This is a genomic window from Fictibacillus sp. NPDC058756 (assembly GCF_042746035.1).
Taxonomy (GTDB): Bacteria; Bacillota; Bacilli; order Bacillales; family Fictibacillaceae; genus Fictibacillus.
Genome location: NZ_JBHYPU010000001.1, coordinates 1,984,933 through 2,003,396, shown reverse-complemented (window position 1 = coordinate 2,003,396; position 18,464 = coordinate 1,984,933). Strand labels below are relative to the sequence as shown.

The 18,464-nt window shown below is 40.2% G+C and carries 16 protein-coding genes; all 16 read left to right on the top strand.

Annotated features, from left to right (window positions below; translation table 11 throughout):
• The first annotated feature begins 33 nt into the window (after window positions 1-33).
• The 16 genes from ACFW35_RS10030 (at window position 34) to ACFW35_RS09955 (ending at window position 18,395) form a co-directional block, all read left to right on the top strand.
• The gene (locus ACFW35_RS10030; protein ID WP_379845477.1) at window positions 34-1,275 is read left to right on the top strand and encodes a M16 family metallopeptidase; all 1,242 of its coding nucleotides are present in this window, start codon (window positions 34-36) and stop codon (window positions 1,273-1,275) included.
• Between the two features lie 579 nt (window positions 1,276-1,854).
• A complete protein-coding gene (gene dpaA, locus ACFW35_RS10025; protein ID WP_379845475.1) occupies window positions 1,855-2,748 on the top strand; it encodes a dipicolinic acid synthetase subunit A in 894 nt (297 codons plus the stop codon).
• Window positions 2,749-2,753: 5 nt separating this feature from the next.
• Complete coding sequence (gene dpaB / locus ACFW35_RS10020; RefSeq protein ID WP_379845473.1) at window positions 2,754-3,341, top strand: dipicolinate synthase subunit B; 588 nt, start codon at window positions 2,754-2,756, stop codon at window positions 3,339-3,341.
• A gap of 145 nt (window positions 3,342-3,486) precedes the next feature.
• Window positions 3,487-4,530 (top strand): aspartate-semialdehyde dehydrogenase, encoded by a 1,044-nt coding sequence (gene asd / locus ACFW35_RS10015; protein WP_379845472.1) that lies wholly within the window; start codon window positions 3,487-3,489, stop codon window positions 4,528-4,530.
• 21 nt (window positions 4,531-4,551) lie between these two features.
• A complete protein-coding gene (dapG, locus tag ACFW35_RS10010; protein ID WP_379845470.1) occupies window positions 4,552-5,817 on the top strand; it encodes an aspartate kinase in 1,266 nt (421 codons plus the stop codon).
• A gap of 12 nt (window positions 5,818-5,829) precedes the next feature.
• Window positions 5,830-6,699, top strand: a complete 870-nt coding sequence (gene dapA / locus ACFW35_RS10005) for a 4-hydroxy-tetrahydrodipicolinate synthase (protein WP_379845469.1) — start codon at window positions 5,830-5,832, stop codon at window positions 6,697-6,699.
• Window positions 6,700-7,289: 590 nt separating this feature from the next.
• Window positions 7,290-8,957, top strand: a complete 1,668-nt coding sequence (locus ACFW35_RS10000) for a ribonuclease J (RefSeq protein WP_379845467.1) — start codon at window positions 7,290-7,292, stop codon at window positions 8,955-8,957.
• A 95-nt stretch (window positions 8,958-9,052) separates the two neighbouring features.
• On the top strand, window positions 9,053-9,796 hold the full coding sequence (locus ACFW35_RS09995; RefSeq protein WP_379845465.1) for a ClpP family protease: 744 nt from the start codon (window positions 9,053-9,055) through the stop codon (window positions 9,794-9,796).
• Window positions 9,793-10,002 (top strand): YlzJ-like family protein, encoded by a 210-nt coding sequence (locus ACFW35_RS09990; RefSeq protein ID WP_379845463.1) that lies wholly within the window; start codon window positions 9,793-9,795, stop codon window positions 10,000-10,002. The genes ACFW35_RS09995 and ACFW35_RS09990 overlap by 4 nt, the downstream gene beginning before the upstream one ends.
• Before the next feature lie 121 nt (window positions 10,003-10,123).
• Window positions 10,124-12,490, top strand: coding sequence for a DNA translocase FtsK (locus tag ACFW35_RS09985; protein ID WP_379845461.1), 2,367 nt, complete (start codon window positions 10,124-10,126; stop codon window positions 12,488-12,490).
• Window positions 12,491-12,632: 142 nt separating this feature from the next.
• Entirely contained in the window at window positions 12,633-12,800 is a 168-nt protein-coding gene (locus ACFW35_RS09980) for a hypothetical protein (RefSeq protein WP_379845459.1), read from the top strand.
• A 96-nt stretch (window positions 12,801-12,896) separates the two neighbouring features.
• Window positions 12,897-13,622, top strand: coding sequence for a GntR family transcriptional regulator (locus ACFW35_RS09975; protein ID WP_379845458.1), 726 nt, complete (start codon window positions 12,897-12,899; stop codon window positions 13,620-13,622).
• 90 nt (window positions 13,623-13,712) lie between these two features.
• On the top strand, window positions 13,713-14,777 hold the full coding sequence (locus ACFW35_RS09970) for a BMP family lipoprotein (RefSeq protein ID WP_379845456.1): 1,065 nt from the start codon (window positions 13,713-13,715) through the stop codon (window positions 14,775-14,777).
• Between the two features lie 87 nt (window positions 14,778-14,864).
• Entirely contained in the window at window positions 14,865-16,391 is a 1,527-nt protein-coding gene (locus ACFW35_RS09965) for an ABC transporter ATP-binding protein (protein ID WP_379845454.1), read from the top strand.
• Window positions 16,381-17,433 carry an ABC transporter permease gene (locus ACFW35_RS09960; protein ID WP_379845452.1) on the top strand — a complete coding sequence of 351 codons (1,053 nt, stop codon included), beginning with the start codon at window positions 16,381-16,383 and terminating at the stop codon, window positions 17,431-17,433. Before ACFW35_RS09965 ends, ACFW35_RS09960 begins: the two co-directional genes overlap by 11 nt.
• Complete coding sequence (locus ACFW35_RS09955; protein ID WP_379833895.1) at window positions 17,433-18,395, top strand: ABC transporter permease; 963 nt, start codon at window positions 17,433-17,435, stop codon at window positions 18,393-18,395. Before ACFW35_RS09960 ends, ACFW35_RS09955 begins: the two co-directional genes overlap by 1 nt.
• The last annotated feature ends 69 nt before the right edge of the window (window positions 18,396-18,464 follow it).

The following is an 18,464-nucleotide window of genomic DNA, read 5'->3' as shown; positions in this document are numbered from 1 at the left end:
AGTGGCAGATTTGACAGCTAGGGGGAAACAAGTTTGATAAAAAGACATTCATGTTCAAACGGCGTCCGCGTCGTTTTGGAGAATATTCCAACCGTACGATCGGTAGCGATAGGGGTATGGATTGGAACAGGATCCAGGTTTGAAAATACGAAGAACAACGGTATATCACACTTTTTGGAGCACATGTTTTTCAAAGGGACAAAAACAAGAACAGCCAGAGAAATTGCTGAGTCTTTTGACAGCATCGGCGGTCAAGTGAATGCTTTTACTTCAAAAGAATATACATGTTATTATGCAAAAGTTCTTGATACTCATGCTCCATACGCACTTGAAGTGCTAGCTGATATGTTCTTTAATTCAACATTTGACGAAGGTGAATTGTTAAAAGAAAAGAATGTTGTATTAGAAGAGATAAAAATGTATGAAGATACACCTGATGATATCGTTCATGACATGCTTAGCCGGGCAAGCTTTCAAAATCATGAACTCGGTTTTCCGATCTTAGGTACTGAAGAAACGCTGCATACTTTTACAGGGAATACTTTGCGTGATTATATGAATACACATTATGTTCCCGAAGAAGTTGTTATTTCAATAGCTGGGAATATAGATGAATCTTTTATCAAAGACGTAGAGGGATTTTTCGGCAGCTACAAAACGAGCTCTTTAGCTAAAGCTGAAATGAATTCTCCGATATTCCACCCTGAAAAATTGGCACGCAAGAAAGAAACGGAACAGGCTCATTTATGTCTAGGTTTTCCAGGCCTTTCTTTAAAAGATAAACGAAGCTACAGCTTGATAATACTCAACAATATTTTTGGCTCGAGTATGTCTAGCCGCCTGTTTCAGGAAGTGCGAGAGCAGAAAGGTCTTGCATACTCTGTCTTTTCGTATCATTCTGCGTTTCAGGATAATGGAATTTTCACTATTTATGGCGGTACCGCACCACATCAGCTCGATGAGTTGTATGAAACAATCACAAATATCGTTGATGACTTAAACGAAAATGGAATTACGGAAAAAGAATTGAAAAATTCAAAAGAGCAGATAAAAGGAAACTTGATGCTTAGCCTAGAAAGCACGAACAGCCGCATGAGCCGAAATGGAAAGCACGAACTTATCTTAGGCTATCATCGTACATTGGATGATATGGTAGAATCTATCGATAAAGTTTCAAAGGAAGATGTTGACCAGCTGATTCAATATATTTTCAATGGAGGCTGCTCAGCATCACTTGTCAGTCCTCAAGGGGAACTGCCTAAGGGGTTACAATAAAATAACGATACATTTTAGAATCCGGGAATCTTTCCCGGATTTTTTATTTTTGTCTCTGTTTTTAAAAATTTTTGCTAATGATTTTTTTGAGTAAAGAAACTTCATTGACAAGTTGATTGGAGCGTAAGGTGCGTGCCTACCACCTGAGAAGCTTCACGTTAGGCATGCGACGAGGAAGCTCACATCGGTAGCATTAACTTGTAGACGCAGGAGCAAAACTAAATCCTTTGAATGTGAGACTCCTAACGGCGCAAAGCGCAGAGGAGGCTCACCGCACGCCCCCCGGAAAGCGAGCATCCTGAAGCGGAGATCAACTACTTTCACAGGCAGTTTTTTTAACAAAAAAAATGGGCGTTCCGTTTAACTAATGCCCCAAACAAGGCAGGTGCTCCTGAATATAATGATGTTGATTGATACCAATAGTTCGTAAAAATTATAATTTGTGACCGTAATGATAAAAAGTAATGCCGTTGTAAAATGGGGTTTTGAGTAACCAGATAGGCGGAGCGTTCATATTATGATGAACGTGGATAGCAATTCCCCTGCAGTAAAAGGAACAACGGAGAAAGGGGAGAAAGAATGTTAACGGATTTGCATATCGCTGTTTTTGGCGGCGATGCGAGGCAGCTAGAAGTAATCAGGAAGTTAACAGAATTAGACGCGATACTTACACTTATTGGCTATGACCAGCTCGATCATGGTTTTACTGGCGCATCAAAAATGGATATAGATGAAGTTGATTTTTCAAAGTTAGACAGCATTATTTTGCCTGTAAGTGGAACGGGGCTGCAGGGAGAGATTGATACTATTTTCTCAAACAGGAAAATCATTTTAACAGAAGAGATGCTGAAAAAAACAAAGAGTCACTGTCAGGTTTTTTCAGGCATCAGCAATTCTTATCTTGATACGATCACAGCAAACAGCAATCTGAAGCTTACAAAATTGTTCGAAAGAGACGATGTAGCTATATATAATAGCATACCTACTGTTGAAGGAACGATCATGATGGTAATCCAGCATACGGATATAACCATTCATCAATCAAACACAGTTGTACTTGGATTCGGCCGGGTTGGTATGAGTGTAGCAAGAACTTTTCAGGCACTAGGAGCACATGTAAAGGTAGGAGCAAGAAAATCGGAGCATATGGCAAGAATTTCAGAAATGGGAATGATTCCTTTTCATCTAGATGATTTGAAAAATGAAGTTTATGAGACGGATGTATGCATCAATACGATTCCTACACAGATTGTAAATGCTGATGTCATATCGAAATTTCCGTCACATGCGTTAATAGTTGATTTGGCTTCAAAACCAGGAGGTACAGATTTTCGGTATGCAGAAAAGCGGGGTATCAAAGCTCTGCTGGCTCCGGGATTACCTGGAATAGTAGCTCCTAAAACAGCAGGGAAAATTGTCGCTAATGTACTTTCGCAGCTGTTAATCAATGAATTTTATAAGCGGAAGGGGTAGTTTTTATGGATTTTAATGGGAAGCATATCGGCTTTGGATTAACCGGTTCACATTGCACCTATGACGCGGTTTTTCCTCAAATCCAAAAGCTTGTGGACCTTGGTGCAAAAGTGACGCCTTTTTTCACGCATACTGTGATGCAAACGACTACGCGTTTTGGTGCTGAAGGAGAATGGGCAGAAAAAATTAAGGATATTACGGGCAATGAACCTGTAGATTCTATTGTAAAAGCTGAACCGTTTGGACCAAAGACTCCATTGGATTGTATGGTTATCGCTCCACTGACTGGAAATTCAATCAGTAAATTTGCCAACGCAATGACAGATTCCCCGGTACTTATGGGAGCAAAAGCAACACTTAGAAATCAGAAACCTGTAGTTCTCGGCATCTCAACAAATGATGGTTTAGGTTTAAACGGTGTTAACATAATGAGACTTATGGCAACAAAAAATATATATTTCATTCCATTCAGCCAGGATGATCCCGTTAAAAAGCAAAATTCATTGGTTGCACATATGGATACATTAATAGAAACAATTGATCTCGCTTTACAAGGTAAGCAGCTTCAGCCCGTACTCAGGGTGATAGATTAATACAGCAGAAGAAAATCCGTTCATAACAGCCCAGTTTATGATAAAATATGATAAATTATATGGATTAACAAGGAGAAACCATAAAATTGCGTTTCTCCTTCTGTTGTAGCTAGCTTACCTTAAACAATAAAGGAGTCAATAAAAGATGAGCCAAAAATCATTTCATGTAGCCGTAGTAGGTGCGACTGGCGCAGTCGGCCAGCAAATGTTAAATACTTTAAGTGAAAAGAATTTTCCGATCGGAAAGTTATCGCTTCTTGCTAGCAAAAGGTCTGCAGGACAGGTCATCACATTTAACGGGGAATCTCATACGATACAGGAAGCAACGCCAGAAGCATTCGAAGGGGTTGACCTTGCTTTATTTTCTGCCGGTGGATCTGTTTCTAAGCAGCTTGCTCATGAGGCAGTGAAGAGAGGTGCAATCGTTGTAGATAATACGAGCGCATTCCGAATGGATCCAAATGTGCCGCTGGTTGTACCTGAAGTTAACGAACAAGATCTTTTGAAGCATAATGGAATCATCGCAAATCCAAACTGTTCTACTATTCAAATGGTAGTGGCGCTTCAGCCGCTTCATGAAAAGTATGGCCTTAAAAAGGTGATCGTTTCCACTTACCAGGCTGTTTCAGGAGCGGGAGCTAAAGCAGTTGAGGAATTAAAAGAGCAATCTAAAGCCGTTTTAAACGACGAGCCTTTTGAAGCATCGATCATGCCATGTGCTTCGGATAAAAAACATTATCAAATCGCTTTTAATGCAGTTCCTCAGATTGATAAATTTGAAGAGAACGGCTATACATTTGAAGAATTAAAAATGATGAATGAAACAAAGAAAATCATGCACTTAGAAAATCTGGAGATCGCTGCCACTTGCGTAAGACTGCCAGTTGAAACTGGACACTCTGAATCTTTATATGCTGAGTTTGAAAATGGTAACCCATCCGTTCAGGAAATAAGAGAAGTATTAAAGTCAGCGCCAGGTGTAACATTGCAAGACCAGCCAGAAGAGCAAATCTATCCGATGCCGGCACTAGCAGCAGGATTGCCAGATGTATTTGTCGGCAGAATCCGTAAAGATTTAGATCGTGATAACGCCTACCACATGTGGGTAGTGTCAGACAATCTTTTAAAAGGTGCAGCATATAACTCTGTACAGATCGCAGAAAGTTTGATCAAGTTAAACTTGCTTTAATTTCATAAAGAAGGTGCATTCATGAAGATTATCGTTCAAAAATTTGGAGGAACATCTTTAAAAGAAGATACGGGCCGTTTAGAAGCAGTCCGTCATATTAAAAAAGCAGTTGATGAAGGCTATAAAGTTGTATGTGTGGTTTCTGCAATGGGAAGATTTGGCGATCCATATGCAACAGATACTTTGTTAAGCCTATTAGGTGAAAACAACAAAATATCCAACCGTGAACAGGATCTGCTTTTATCTTGCGGAGAAATTATATCTTCAGTGGTATTTTCTGGTCTGCTGAATGCTTCAGGCTTATCTGCTGCTGCATTAACAGGACCGCAGGCGGGTTTTCGTACGAATGACGATTTTTCTAATGCCAGAATCATTGATATGAAATGCGAGCGGATTAGAGCAGAACTTGAAAATCATTCAGTAGTGGTCGTAGCTGGCTTTCAGGGTCAATCGAAGAGCGGAGATATCGCAACACTTGGAAGAGGGGGGAGCGATACGAGTGCTTCTGCACTTGGAGCGGCTCTCCAAGCGGAGTTCATTGAAATCTTTACTGATGTAGAAGGAGTTATGACAGCCGATCCAAGGCTTGTTAAAGATGCAAGACCTCTTTCTGTTGTGACATATGCTGAAATCTGCAACATGGCATATCAGGGAGCAAAGGTAATCCATCCAAGAGCGGTAGAGATTGCTATGCAGGCAAAAATTCCGCTTCGAATCCGTTCTACCTATTCAGACCTTCCTGGAACTCTTGTAACCTCTTCATTAAAAGGTCCGGCAGGAAAAGACGTGCAGGAATCAATCATTACTGGGATCGCCCATGTTTCCAACATTACACAGATAAAAGTCTATGCAAATGACGGCCAGTATGATCTTCAGACAAAGGTATTTAAAGCAATGGCGCAAGAACAGATTTCAGTCGATTTTATTAACATCTCTCCAAAAGGTGTTGTCTACACGATCATGGAAGATAAAACTGAGCAGGCGCTGCTTAAACTAAAAGAGATCGGCTATGAACCTGATGTGACAAGAAACTGTGCAAAAGTATCAGCGGTAGGTGCTGGCATTGCAGGTACGCCAGGTGTAACAGCGGCTATCGTGGAATCTCTTTCGAGCAGAAATATCCAGATTCTCCAATCTGCTGACTCCCATACTACGATCTGGGTATTGGTTAAAAAAGAAGATTTAATTGAATCCGTAAATGCTCTTCATACAACTTTCCGCTTAAATGAAGAAGGGATTACCACAAACTTGCAAGAAATTGTACAGCAGCAGTTTAATGAGTATTGAGGAGTGAAAGTAATGAATTTTGGAAGTATTAGCACCGCAATGGTTACACCTTTTGACAGTAAAGGGAATGTTGACTTTGCAAGAACAACAAAGCTAGTTGATCACTTGATTGATAACGGCAGTGACAGTTTGGTAGTTGCAGGTACAACAGGGGAATCACCAACACTTACAACAGAAGAAAAAGTTGCGCTGTTTAAACATGTTATAAAAGCAGTAAACGGAAGAGTACCTGTAATTGCAGGTACAGGAAGCAACAATACAAAAGCTTCTATTGATCTTTCTAAGAAGGCAGAAGATGCCGGTGTTGATGCCATCATGATTGTTGCTCCATATTACAATAAACCAAGCCAAGACGGTATTGTTGCACATTACCAAGCTATCGCGAGCTCTGTAAGCCTGCCGATCATGGCATATAACATTCCAGGAAGATCCGTCATTTCGTTTGCGGCAGATACCGTTCTTAGATTGGCTGAGATCCCGAACATTACTGCATTAAAGGATGCAGGCGGCAACTTGGATTTTATGGCTGAAATCATTGAAAAAACGCCGGATGACTTTTTATTGTACAGCGGAGATGATGGCTTGACACTTCCATCATTAGCAATCGGCAGTGCAGGTATTGTGTCTGTAGCATCGCATGTAATTGGAAATGAAATGCAGACCATGATTAGCAACTTTAAGAATGGTGAAAACCTTGAAGCAGCACGCATTCACCGTAAATTGCTTCCGGTAATGAATGAGCTGTTTAAAGCTCCGAGCCCTGCTCCTGTAAAAACAGCATTGCAGTTAAAAGGACTTGATGTAGGAGGAGTAAGACTTCCATTATTGCCATTAAATCAAGCTGAGAGAGCTTCACTCGCTGCACGTCTAAATGAACTGTAAAAAAACAAACCGGTAATACGGTTTGTTTTTTTTTATTGGCTTTATTCTAAAGGCTCTTTGCTAAAGGCTGATTTAGTTCTTGGAAGTGATTGATTTCCGTTCAAGTATGCACGCTTTCCGCGAGGCGTGCGGTGAGCCTCTTTGGAATGAAACTCTATGTTAAGTAAGCCTATGTTAAGTCAAATTCAAGAAAGCATATGTGCTCCTGCGTCTGCTAGAAATCCTACCGAAGCCGGTTTCCTCGTCGCATGCCTTGCAAGTAGAACATTCATGCAGTAGGCACGCACCTTGCACTCCAATCACCCTGTCTTGATGAGAGAGAAAAATGAACCAAAAGCAACAACCTTTTAGAAAACAGCCTTTCTAAAAGGTTGTTGCTTTACACTTCTTTAAATAAAGATTATTCGTTGATCAGTTAATATTCGAGCGGATATCAACCACTTCAATACCAACAATGCTTATGAACTCATCCTTTTATTTCATTTGATGTTGGCTCAGTCTTGTTTTGTAATCCTCTGATAAGTTATAATGTTTTTAAGTGACGTGATCGGGATTAATTTTTTACATACAACCTAGGAGGAATATACACATTGTCAAAACAAAATAGAGAGAAAATTAAAGTTTTTGCCTTGGGCGGAGTAGGTGAGATCGGCAAAAACATGTATGTAGTGGATACGGGTGAAGAAATTTTTGTTATGGACTCCGGTCTAATGTTTCCGCAGGAGGAAATGCTCGGAATTGATATCGTAATACCGGATGTGACTTACTTAAAGGAGAACATTGAACGTGTAACAGGAATCTTCTTGACTCATGCCCATGAAGATCATATTGGAGGACTTCCTTATGTTCTAAGACAAGTTCCTGTACCTGTTTATGGAACTCGCCTTACATTAGGCCTTGTAGAAGCTAAATTAAAAGAAGCAGGACTGTTGCGTTCTACAGAACTGAACTTAATTGAAACAAATCGGAAATTATCGTTTAACAGTGCAAAAGTGAGTTTTTTCCATGTGAATCATAGTATTCCAGACGCAGTCGGTATTGCAATTCACACGTCACAGGGAGTTATTGCAAATACTGGTGATTTTAAGATTGATCACACACCGATTGATGGACAGCATACGGAATTCGGAAAAATATCAGCTCTTGCAGAAGAAGGTGTTCTTTGTCTTCTGTCAGACAGTACGAATGCGGAACGTCCAGGCTCTACTGGACCGGAAGCTCAAGTTGGACATGAAATTCTAGATGTATTTCAAGCTGCAAAAGGACGTATCATTATTGCTTCCTTTGCATCAAATGTACATCGTGTTCAGCAAGTGATGAATGCAGCTGCCAAAACGAATCGCAAAGTCGCTGTTAATGGCCGAAGCATGGTGAAGGTAGTAGACATCGCTTCACAGCTTGGTTATTTAAATATCGAAAAAGACCTCCTTATCACAATTGACCAAGCAAACGATTACAGTGATGAGAAAGTTGTTATTCTAACAACTGGAAGCCAGGGAGAGTCTATGGCTGCCTTGTCAAGAATGGCTCAAAAATCGCATAAGCAAATTGCACTGCGTCCTTCAGACACAGTTGTTATTGCCGCTACCCCGATACCTGGTAATGAAACTTCTGTTGCTAAAATGGTGGATAAATTAATGCGGACTGGTGCAGATGTAATTTTCGGCCAGAAAAAGGTTCACGTTTCAGGACATGGAAGTGCAGAAGAGCTGAAATTCATGCTCAGTATGATGAAGCCAAAATATTTTATTCCCGTTCATGGTGAATATAAAATGCAAAAGGCCCATCAAAAACTTGCGATTGAAGTTGGCGTAGAAAAAGATAATATCTTTATCATTGATAAAGGTGAAGTCGTAGAATTTGCAAACGGACAGGCTCAAAAGACTGGAAAAGTTCCTTCAGGAAATGTCCTTGTAGATGGATTAGGTGTCGGCGATATTGGCAATATAGTACTCCGAGACCGTAAACTTTTATCACAGGACGGTATCCTTGTTGTTGTAGTAACGATAAGCAAAGATTCTCATCAGCTTATTTCCGGACCAGAAATCATTTCCCGCGGCTTTGTATATGTGCGTGAAAGTGAAGCACTGCTTCAAGAAGCTAATACAAAAGTCCGTGAAGTTCTTGAAAAATGCATGAGTGAGAACATGAAAGAATGGTCAAGTCTAAAATCAAATGTAAGAGATACATTAAGTCAGTATTTATTTGAAAAAACAAAAAGAAGACCAATGATCATGCCGATCATTATGGAAATTTAACCTGCTGTTTTTAAGCAGGTTTTTTTTATTTTCTTATCATACGTTTGGAATTAACGCCCATACTAATAAGAACTAAATGAGAAGGGGTGGAGATTATGGACCAAACACCTGAAACAGAAACACCGCAGCCGGACGTGCCTCCTAAAAAAGACGAAAGCTCAGGACTGATCCAAAAAATTCAATCACTAGGACAAACAAATGTACCTCAGCTGGAAGGTTCGAGTATTCATTGTTTAACGATAGTAGGACAGATAGAAGGCCATATGCAGCTGCCGCCAAATAATAAAGCTACAAAATATGAACATTTGATTCCGCAGCTCGTTGCCATCGAGCAAAATCATAAGATAGAAGGATTGCTTGTAATATTAAATACTGTTGGCGGTGACGTTGAAGCAGGTCTTGCGATATCAGAAATGATTGCTTCTTTGTCAAAACCTAGTGTTTCACTAGTGCTGGGCGGTGGACATTCTATTGGAGTACCTATCGCTGTTAGCGCGAAATATTCTTTCATCGTTCCTACAGCTACGATGACGATCCATCCTGTAAGACTTACGGGATTAGTAATAGGTGTGCCGCAAACATTTGAATATCTGGATAAGATGCAAGAAAGAGTGATTTCATTTGTGACAAACCACTCTAAGATCAGTGAAGAGCGTTTTAAAGAGCTTATGTTTTCAAAAGGAAATTTAACAAGAGATATCGGAACAAATGTGATCGGGACTGATGCCGTTAAAGATGGGCTTATTAATGAGGTTGGAGGGCTCGGTCAAGCGATAAAAAAATTAAACGATTTGATTGATGAACATAGAAATACTGAGAACGACGGTATAAAACAATGACTTGGTATACCATGCAGCCATATGAATTGATGTTTCCGGAAGAAGGAAACAATGCAGCCATGCAGAATGTAATACTTTATAATGATGTTCCTGTTCTTGTTGAACGGGTCGGTGATGAGACAAGAATCGTTCAGATCCTGAGCACAGACCCTTCTCATTATTTATTAGAAGACTGTCAGCCCGGAATGACGCTGCGAAACTTTTAATTAGACACCTAAGAAATATGCTATACTAATGTGGGCAGCCTTTCTATATGCAGGGCTGCTTTTCTTTCCTTTTCTTTTATACATACATAAAGAAAACAGCAATGGTTGTGAGGTGATATTGGTGGCAAAAAACAAGAAAAAGAAAGCTAAAAATAAAGCAAGATGGAAAGAGCAGGTGACCTATGAGATTGCAGGGTTATCATTATTGGCTCTTGCATCATTAGGTCTAGCTAAAATGGGGAATGTCGGTATGGCATTCGTGCATCTTTTACGTTTTTTTAGCGGAGAATGGTATGGCATTTTGCTGTTAGCCTGTATTTTATTATCTTTTTATCTCATTTGGAAACGAAGCTGGCCAGCTATGATTTCAAAAAGATTAACAGGTATTTATATTTTATTTTTCTCCTTCCTCGTTCTCAGTCATTTAACATTGTTTGAACATTTAACGAATGGCGGAGATTGGAAAGATGCTTCCGTAATACGAAACACATGGGAACTGTACTGGCTCCAGATTCAAGGAACGACAGCTACAGATGATCTTGGGGGAGGTATTATAGGATCTATAGGCTTTGCGCTATTTTATTTTTTATTTGGAGCGGGCGGTACAAAGCTAGTTATCTTTTTCTTGATTATTGGAAGTCTCCTTTTGATAACAGGCAAATCACTCTCTGTTATGATGCAGAAAATTGTAACGAGTTTAAATGAAACGAGTGCAAAGCTAAAAGGATTCCTATTAGAAAAGAAAAATTCAATTGCTGAAGAACGGTCTAAGAAGGTAAATGAAAAGAAGAAATTAAAGCCTGCTTCACCTGATGCAGATGATGAAGCTGAGACAGAGGAAATCATCATTTCTGAAGAACCAGTAATAGAAGATTTCACGAAAAGGGTTCATCATACTGAGAGCGGCGTACAACTGAAATTTGGTTCTCAAAACTTCAATGACTCTAATGAAGCAATCAAGAAAAACGAAACAGAAAAAGCTGAGAGTGGAACTACAGCCTCACCGCTTCCAGCAAACTTTGGCGATGAAGTCATTCAGAACGAATATTATCAGCTTCCTTCTATGAAACATCTGCGTACCCCTCAAAACAGCGGACAGCATAAGGATAAGCAGTATGCAGCCAGTAAAAGCAATGCAAAAAAATTAGAAAAAACCTTCGAAAGTTTTGGGGTAAAAGCAAAGGTACTCAAAGTTCATTTAGGTCCTGCTGTAACAAAATATGAAGTGTATCCAGATGTGGGTGTTAAAGTAAGCAAAATCGTTAATCTTACTGATGACCTTGCTTTGGCGCTTGCTGCAAAAGATATAAGAATAGAAGCACCGATTCCTGGGAAATCTGCTGTAGGAATCGAAGTACCAAATGGCGAGATCTCAATGGTTACGTTGAGAGAAGTGTTAGAAGCTCCTCAGTTCTCTGGCCAAAAATCACCGCTTGCAATCGGTCTTGGCAGAGATATTTCTGGAGAACCGATAATCGCAGATCTTTCCAAGATGCCCCATCTGCTCGTAGCAGGCGCTACCGGAAGCGGAAAAAGTGTTTGTGTAAACGGAATAATAACAAGTATTCTCATGCGAGCTAAACCGCATGAAGTTAAAATGATGATGATCGATCCAAAAATGGTCGAGCTTAATATGTATAATGGCATCCCGCATCTCTTAGCACCGGTTGTTACGGAGCCAAAGAAAGCAGCTCAAGCACTTAAAAGAGTTGTGTCAGAGATGGAAAGAAGATATGAATTGTTTTCCCACAGCGGTACGAGAAACATTGAAGGGTATAATGAATCCATTAGAAAACAGAATGGCAGAAGTGACGCCAAACAGCCGTTTTTGCCTTACATTGTTGTGATCGTCGATGAACTTGCTGATCTGATGATGGTTGCTTCTGGCGATGTGGAAGACGCCATCACACGCCTTGCTCAAATGGCCCGTGCAGCCGGAATCCATTTAATTATAGCTACACAAAGACCATCGGTTGACGTAATCACAGGGGTTATCAAAGCGAATATACCTTCAAGGATCGCATTTAGTGTTTCCTCTCAAACAGATTCAAGAACAATCTTGGATATGGGGGGAGCCGAAAAACTTCTTGGAAGAGGAGATATGCTATTCTTCCCATCAGGAGCTTCAAAGCCTGTACGGGTACAAGGAGCTTTTCTGTCGGATGAAGAAGTTGAAACAATTGTTGACCATTGTGTCAGCCAGCAAAAAGCTCAATATCAAAAGGAAATGATTCCTACTGAGGAAGCTGAGCCTGCAGTAATGGAATCAGAAGATGACCTCTTTATAGATGCGGTAAAGCTTGTTGTGGATATGCAGACTGCTTCAGTTTCAATGCTTCAAAGAAGATTCCGCATCGGTTATTCCAGAGCGGCAAGATTAATCGACACGATGGAATCAAAAGGAATAGTTGGGCCATACGAAGGATCGAAACCTCGTGAAGTTCTGATATCAGCAATGCCTGAAGAAAAAGAAGCATCAAGTTCATAAAAACGGGCTTAAATCGCCCGTTTTTTTCTTAATTCTAAAAGTTTTTTGCTGTTGGAGATTTTTTGTGGAGCACTCTTCCTCGACTATTGATTGGAGTAGAAGGTGCGAGACTCCTGTGGGAGTGGGACAGGTGAGACTCCTAATGGCGCAAAGCGGCAGGAGGCTCACCGCACGCCCCGCGGAAAGCGAAGCAACCTGGAACGGAAAACAACTACTTTCTAGAGCAACTAAGTTTAAGAAAACTGCCTTTTTATTTACCTTTTTATTGAAAAAGTGGCAAATGAAAATAATACCTATTAAAAATTTGTAAAAATAGTATTTATTTATAGAATTAAAAATGGTATATTAATGTCGATTATTCAATTAATTTGTCATACGTCGAACAACTAGTTAAGGTGGTTTTGTAATGTCGATAAAAGTGGACCATCGCTTGTTATATATTAAAGTGATAGAAAAGTTAAAAAAAGATATTGAAGAAGGTATTTATAAAGAAGGAGAAAAGCTTCCTTCAGAATTTGAACTTTCCAAACAGCTAGGTATTAGCCGTGCGACATTGCGAGAAGCACTTCGAATTTTAGAAGATGAAAACGTCCTCATACGTAAACATGGAGTTGGAACTTTCGTTAGAACAAGAGCACTTTTTTCTTCAGGTATTGAAGAACTGTACAGTGTTACCGATATGATTGAAAGAGGCGGAAAGAAAGCAGGTACGATTTTTCTTTCTTCGCAAACGACAGATGTTACTGACGAACTTCTTGCAAAGTTTAATGGCTCACTTCCAGACGGGCTAATGATGATGGAGCGTGTCCGGACGGCTGACGGCGAACCAGTAGTTTTTTGTAAAGACCATATGCCGGCACACTTGTTTTCAGCCAAGGGGCTTCATGATTATGAATCATTTTTAGAAATGCTTGAAAAAGAAACTGGAAGACGTGTGATGTATGCGGTTACAAACATAGAGCCCATCGGCTATCACGACAGAATCTCTGAAATTCTAGAAAGTGATGAAGGTGTCCCTTTATTAGTATTAAAACAAATGCATTACGATCAGTATGATGAACCAGTGCTCTACTCATGTAATTACTTTAGATCTGATAAATTTCTATTTTCTGTTTTAAGAAAGCGCTTTTAGAAAAAGTCTTTTTTAGGGGGTGATGGGGGTACTTAATTGCACCTAGGGTTAGTCACAAAAAAATGAAAACATTTTTAGGGGGAAATTAACTTGAAAAAGAAATTAGGTTTAATGGTAACTGCAATGCTAACTGCTGGTACTATTCTTGCAGGTTGCGGAAATTCTGAAGAAGGAAAGTCTGGCGGAGACGCTAAAAAAGATTTTAAAGTAGCAATGGTAACGGATACTGGCGGTGTTGATGATAAGTCATTCAACCAATCTGCTTGGGAAGGTTTAACGAAGTTTGGAAAAGATAACAGCCTGGAAGAAAACAAAGGCTATAAGTACTTGCAGTCAACTGCTCAAAGTGATTACAAGCCAAACTTAAACTCATTAATCCGTCAAAAATATGATCTTGTATTCGGAATCGGTTTCTTGATGGGTACTGATGTAGAAACAGTTGCTAAACAGCAGCCTGATGCAAAGCTTGCAATCGTAGATATGGTTGTTAAAGGTGACAACGTAGCCAATATCACTTTCTCTGAGCACGAAGGATCTTTCTTAGTTGGATTAATTGCTGGTATGCAAACTACATCTAACAAAGTAGGATTTGTTGGAGGAGTTAACTCTGAGCTTATCAAAAAGTTCGAAAACGGATTTAAAGCTGGTGTAAAAACTGCAAATCCTGATGCTGAAATTTTAGTTCAATATGCAGAAGACTTTAACAAAGCAGAAAAAGGACAGCAGATTGCTAACACATTCTATGAGCAAGGCGCTGATATCATCTATCATGCTGCTGGCGGAACTGGAATGGGTGTATTCACAGAAGCGAAGAACCGTAAGAAGAACGGTGAAGATGTTTGGGTAATCGGTGTTGACCGTGACCAGCACGAAGAAGGTATGCCTGAGAACGTGACACTTACTTCTATGGTAAAACGTGTAGACCAAGCAGTATATGAAGTTTCTGAGCAAACAGCTGCAGGCAAATTCCCAGGTGGAAAAGTTGTAGAATTCGGTCTTAAGCAAGATGGAGTAGGTATTGCTCCAACTCAAGAAAACGTTGAAAAAGACGCACTTAAGTCAGTTGAAGATTACAAGAAGAAAATCATCGATGGTGAAGTGAAAGTTCCTAAGACAGATGCTGAGTTCGAAGAGTTCGTAAAAAACATAAAGTAAAATCTATGAAACTATTTGAATAACAGGCCAGGACTTGGCATATGCCAAGTCCTTCCTTATGTACTTAAAAGGGGGGACATCAATAGAATGGAATACGTAATTGACATGCGGGATATCCGTAAAGAATTTCCGGGAATCGTAGCAAATGACAATATTACCCTTCAGGTTAAAAAAGGTGAGATTCATGCACTTCTTGGAGAGAATGGTGCCGGGAAATCAACGTTGATGAATGTCTTGTTCGGACTTTATGAACCTGAACAAGGTGAAATATACGTTAAAGGCAATAAAGTGGTGAACAATGATCCGAATATTGCAAACTCGCTTGGTATTGGGATGGTTCATCAGCACTTTATGCTCGTTGATAAATTTACCGTTACGGAAAATATCATTCTAGGAAAAGAGCCTACAAAAGGCGGAAAAGTAGATTTGCAAACAGCCGCTAAGGAAGTTCAGGCACTTTCTGATCAATATGGACTCAGAGTGGATCCATACGCAAAGATCGAGGATATCTCAGTCGGAATGCAGCAGAGAGTAGAGATCTTAAAGACGCTTTATCGCGGTGCAGATATTCTTATATTTGATGAACCTACTGCAGTTTTAACTCCTCAGGAGATTGTAGAACTGATTCAGATTATGAGAAAACTAGTAAGTGAAGGTAAATCCATCATTCTGATCACTCATAAGCTGAAAGAAATTATGGAAGTGTGTGACCGCTGTACAGTCATTAGAAGAGGAAGAGGCGTTGGTACAGTTGACGTTAAGGATGCCAATCCGGACTCTCTTGCAGCGATGATGGTAGGCCGTGAAGTGAATTTTACAGTTATCAAAGGAATCTCGGAACCAAAAGAATCTGTTTTGACGATAAAAGACCTTGTTGTTTTAGACAGCCGTAAAGTTCCTGCTGTAAATGGATTGAACCTGACTGTTAAAGCTGGTGAGATTGTCGGGATTGCAGGTGTTGATGGAAATGGTCAATCAGAGCTATTAGAGGCAATAACTGGACTTCGAAAAGCAAATGAAGGTTCCATTCATTTAAGAGATAAAGATATTACAAACAAAACACCTAGAAGTGTTACAGCCAGCGGACTCGCTCATATTCCACAAGACCGTCATAAGCATGGACTTGTCTTAGATTTTTCAATTGGTGAGAACATGGTGCTTCAAACCTATTACCAGAAGCCATTTTCTAAAAACGGAATTCTGAAATTTTCGCCAATATTTGAAAAAGCTAATAAACTAATCGAAGAATATGACGTTCGTACACCTGATGCTTATACACCTGCCCGCGCATTATCAGGAGGGAATCAGCAGAAAGCGATCATAGCAAGAGAAGTAGACCGTGATCCAGACTTTTTGATTGCTGCCCAGCCTACACGGGGACTGGATGTTGGTGCGATCGAATTTATTCACTCTAAACTTATTGAACAGCGTGATAAAGGCAAAGCAGTGCTGCTTGTATCTTTTGAACTCGATGAGATTATTAATGTGAGTGATCGTATAGCCGTTATGTATGAAGGTAAAATCGTAGCGATTGTTGATCCGAAGGAAACGACGGAGCAAGAACTCGGATTATTGATGGCTGGCGGAAAGAGAGGTACTGTAAATGCAGAATAAAAATAATAAGATGAAGCTACTTGTGCCTCTTGTTTCTGTCTTCCTTGGATTGTTAATCGGCGGTATTATCATGCTAGTTAGCGGATACAAGCCGATTGAAGCTTATGTTGCGTTATTTCAAGGGATGGTTGGAGGTCCTTATTACATCGGTGAAACGATCAGACAGATGTCACCTCTAATCCTATCAGGACTTGCAGTTGCGTTTGCATTCCGCACAGGTTTATTCAATATCGGAGTTGAGGGTCAGCTTTTAGTTGGCTGGCTTGCGGCTGTTTATGTTGGTGTGACTGTAGATGCACCAGCGATTGTACACATTCCTCTTGCTATCCTTGCTGCAGCTGTAGCTGGGGCATTATGGGGAGCAGTGCCTGGTATTTTAAAGGCGAGATTTAAGGTTCATGAAGTAATTACAACAATCATGATGAACTATATTGCCCTATACAGTACAAATGAAATCATCCGTAACTTTTTGCTTGCTCCTGGTGAACGAACAGAGAATGTTAAAGAATCAGCATCTCTTGCTTCACCATTCTTACAAAGCATCACGGAATATTCAACATTGCACTACGGAATCATTGTTGCCTTGATTGCTGCTGTAATCATGTGGTTCTTGCTTTGGAGAACTACTATGGGATATGAACTACGTGCAGTAGGTTTTAACCAGCACGCTTCTCAGTATGCGGGTATAAATGTATCAAAAAATATCGTGCTTTCAATGGCTATTTCCGGTGCTTTTGCAGGTATTGCAGGAAGTATGGAAGGTCTTGGAACGTATCAGTACATGACGATTAATGCCGCATTCACAGGTGTTGGTTTTGATGGGATCGCGGTAGCTCTTTTAGGGGCAAACAGCGCCATTGGTGTAGTACTTGGTGCAGCACTATTTGGCGGATTGAAGATCGGTGCACTTAACATGCAGTCTATCGCAGGTGTTCCAACTGAACTTGTTGGAGTCGTGATTGCACTCATCATCTTCTTTGTTGCATGCAGCTATATCGTTCATTGGCTGATGAACCGTGTAAGCAAAGGGGGTAAAATCTAATGAGTTTCATGGATATTCTTGCACTGATTGTCCCTGCTGCTATCGTTTCAGCAGCTCCATTGATTTTCACAGCTTTAGGCGGTGTTTTCAGTGAACGTTCCGGTGTTGTAAATATCGGTTTAGAAGGATTAATGCTGTTTGGTGCTTTTACAGGAGCTGTAACCATTTATTATGGAGAACAGTTTGGATTAGGTGGCGCATCCCCTTGGGTAAGTTTTATCGTAGCCATGATCGTAGGAGCTATGCTTGCTTCTATTCATGCACTTGCGAGTATTACACTAAAAGCGGATCAAGTTGTATCCGGTGTTGCATTGAACTTCTTGGCTGCAGGACTTGCAATCTTTTTAACGAAGAAAATCTTTAATGCTGGACAAACACCAGTAATATCTGAAAGAATTTCAAAGAGCGATATTCCGTTCTTATCGGATATTCCTTTAATCGGAAAGCTTTTCTTCTCTAACGCGTATTTAACATCCTATGTGGCTGTTGGTGTGGCATTGATCGTTTGGTATGTATTATACAAAACACCATTCGGGCTGCGTTTACGTTCTGTAGGTGAGCATCCAATGGCTGCTGATACGATGGGTATTAACGTAACAAAAGTACGCTATATCGGAGTTTTATTAAGTGGAGCTCTTGCAGGTCTTGGCGGAGCGGTATATGTAGCTTCTATCTCTGGAAACTTCACTCACTCTACGATAACAGGGCAGGGCTTTATGGCACTTGCTGCAATGATTTTTGGTAAGTGGCATCCGCTAGGCGCATTGGGAGCAGCTTTATTCTTTGGGTTAGCTCAAGCAATCAGTATTTCTGGATCCCACATTCCATTTTTACAGGATATTCCGAAAGTATTTTTATTAATCGCACCTTACGTTCTTACAATCTTAGCTTTGGCTGGACTTGTAGGACGAGCTGATGCACCAAAAGCTCTTGGAACTCCATACGAAAAAGGAAAAAGATAAAGGCTGTTTTGTAAAACATTGTGGCTATTGTAAGTGGTTGATTTCCGCTCCAGGATGCTCGCTTTCCGC

Coding starts and splice junctions, on each gene's coding strand:
- ACFW35_RS09960 (WP_379845452.1), top strand. CDS start 16,381: ATGCAGAATAAAAATAATAAGATGAAGCTACTTGTGCCTCTTGTTTCT.
- ACFW35_RS09990 (WP_379845463.1), top strand. CDS start 9,793: ATGACTTGGTATACCATGCAGCCATATGAATTGATGTTTCCGGAAGAA.
- ACFW35_RS09975 (WP_379845458.1), top strand. CDS start 12,897: ATGTCGATAAAAGTGGACCATCGCTTGTTATATATTAAAGTGATAGAA.
- dapA (WP_379845469.1), top strand. CDS start 5,830: ATGAATTTTGGAAGTATTAGCACCGCAATGGTTACACCTTTTGACAGT.
- dpaA (WP_379845475.1), top strand. CDS start 1,855: ATGTTAACGGATTTGCATATCGCTGTTTTTGGCGGCGATGCGAGGCAG.
- ACFW35_RS09995 (WP_379845465.1), top strand. CDS start 9,053: ATGGACCAAACACCTGAAACAGAAACACCGCAGCCGGACGTGCCTCCT.
- asd (WP_379845472.1), top strand. CDS start 3,487: ATGAGCCAAAAATCATTTCATGTAGCCGTAGTAGGTGCGACTGGCGCA.
- dapG (WP_379845470.1), top strand. CDS start 4,552: ATGAAGATTATCGTTCAAAAATTTGGAGGAACATCTTTAAAAGAAGAT.
- ACFW35_RS09980 (WP_379845459.1), top strand. CDS start 12,633: ATGGCGCAAAGCGGCAGGAGGCTCACCGCACGCCCCGCGGAAAGCGAA.
- ACFW35_RS09965 (WP_379845454.1), top strand. CDS start 14,865: ATGGAATACGTAATTGACATGCGGGATATCCGTAAAGAATTTCCGGGA.
- ACFW35_RS09955 (WP_379833895.1), top strand. CDS start 17,433: ATGAGTTTCATGGATATTCTTGCACTGATTGTCCCTGCTGCTATCGTT.
- dpaB (WP_379845473.1), top strand. CDS start 2,754: ATGGATTTTAATGGGAAGCATATCGGCTTTGGATTAACCGGTTCACAT.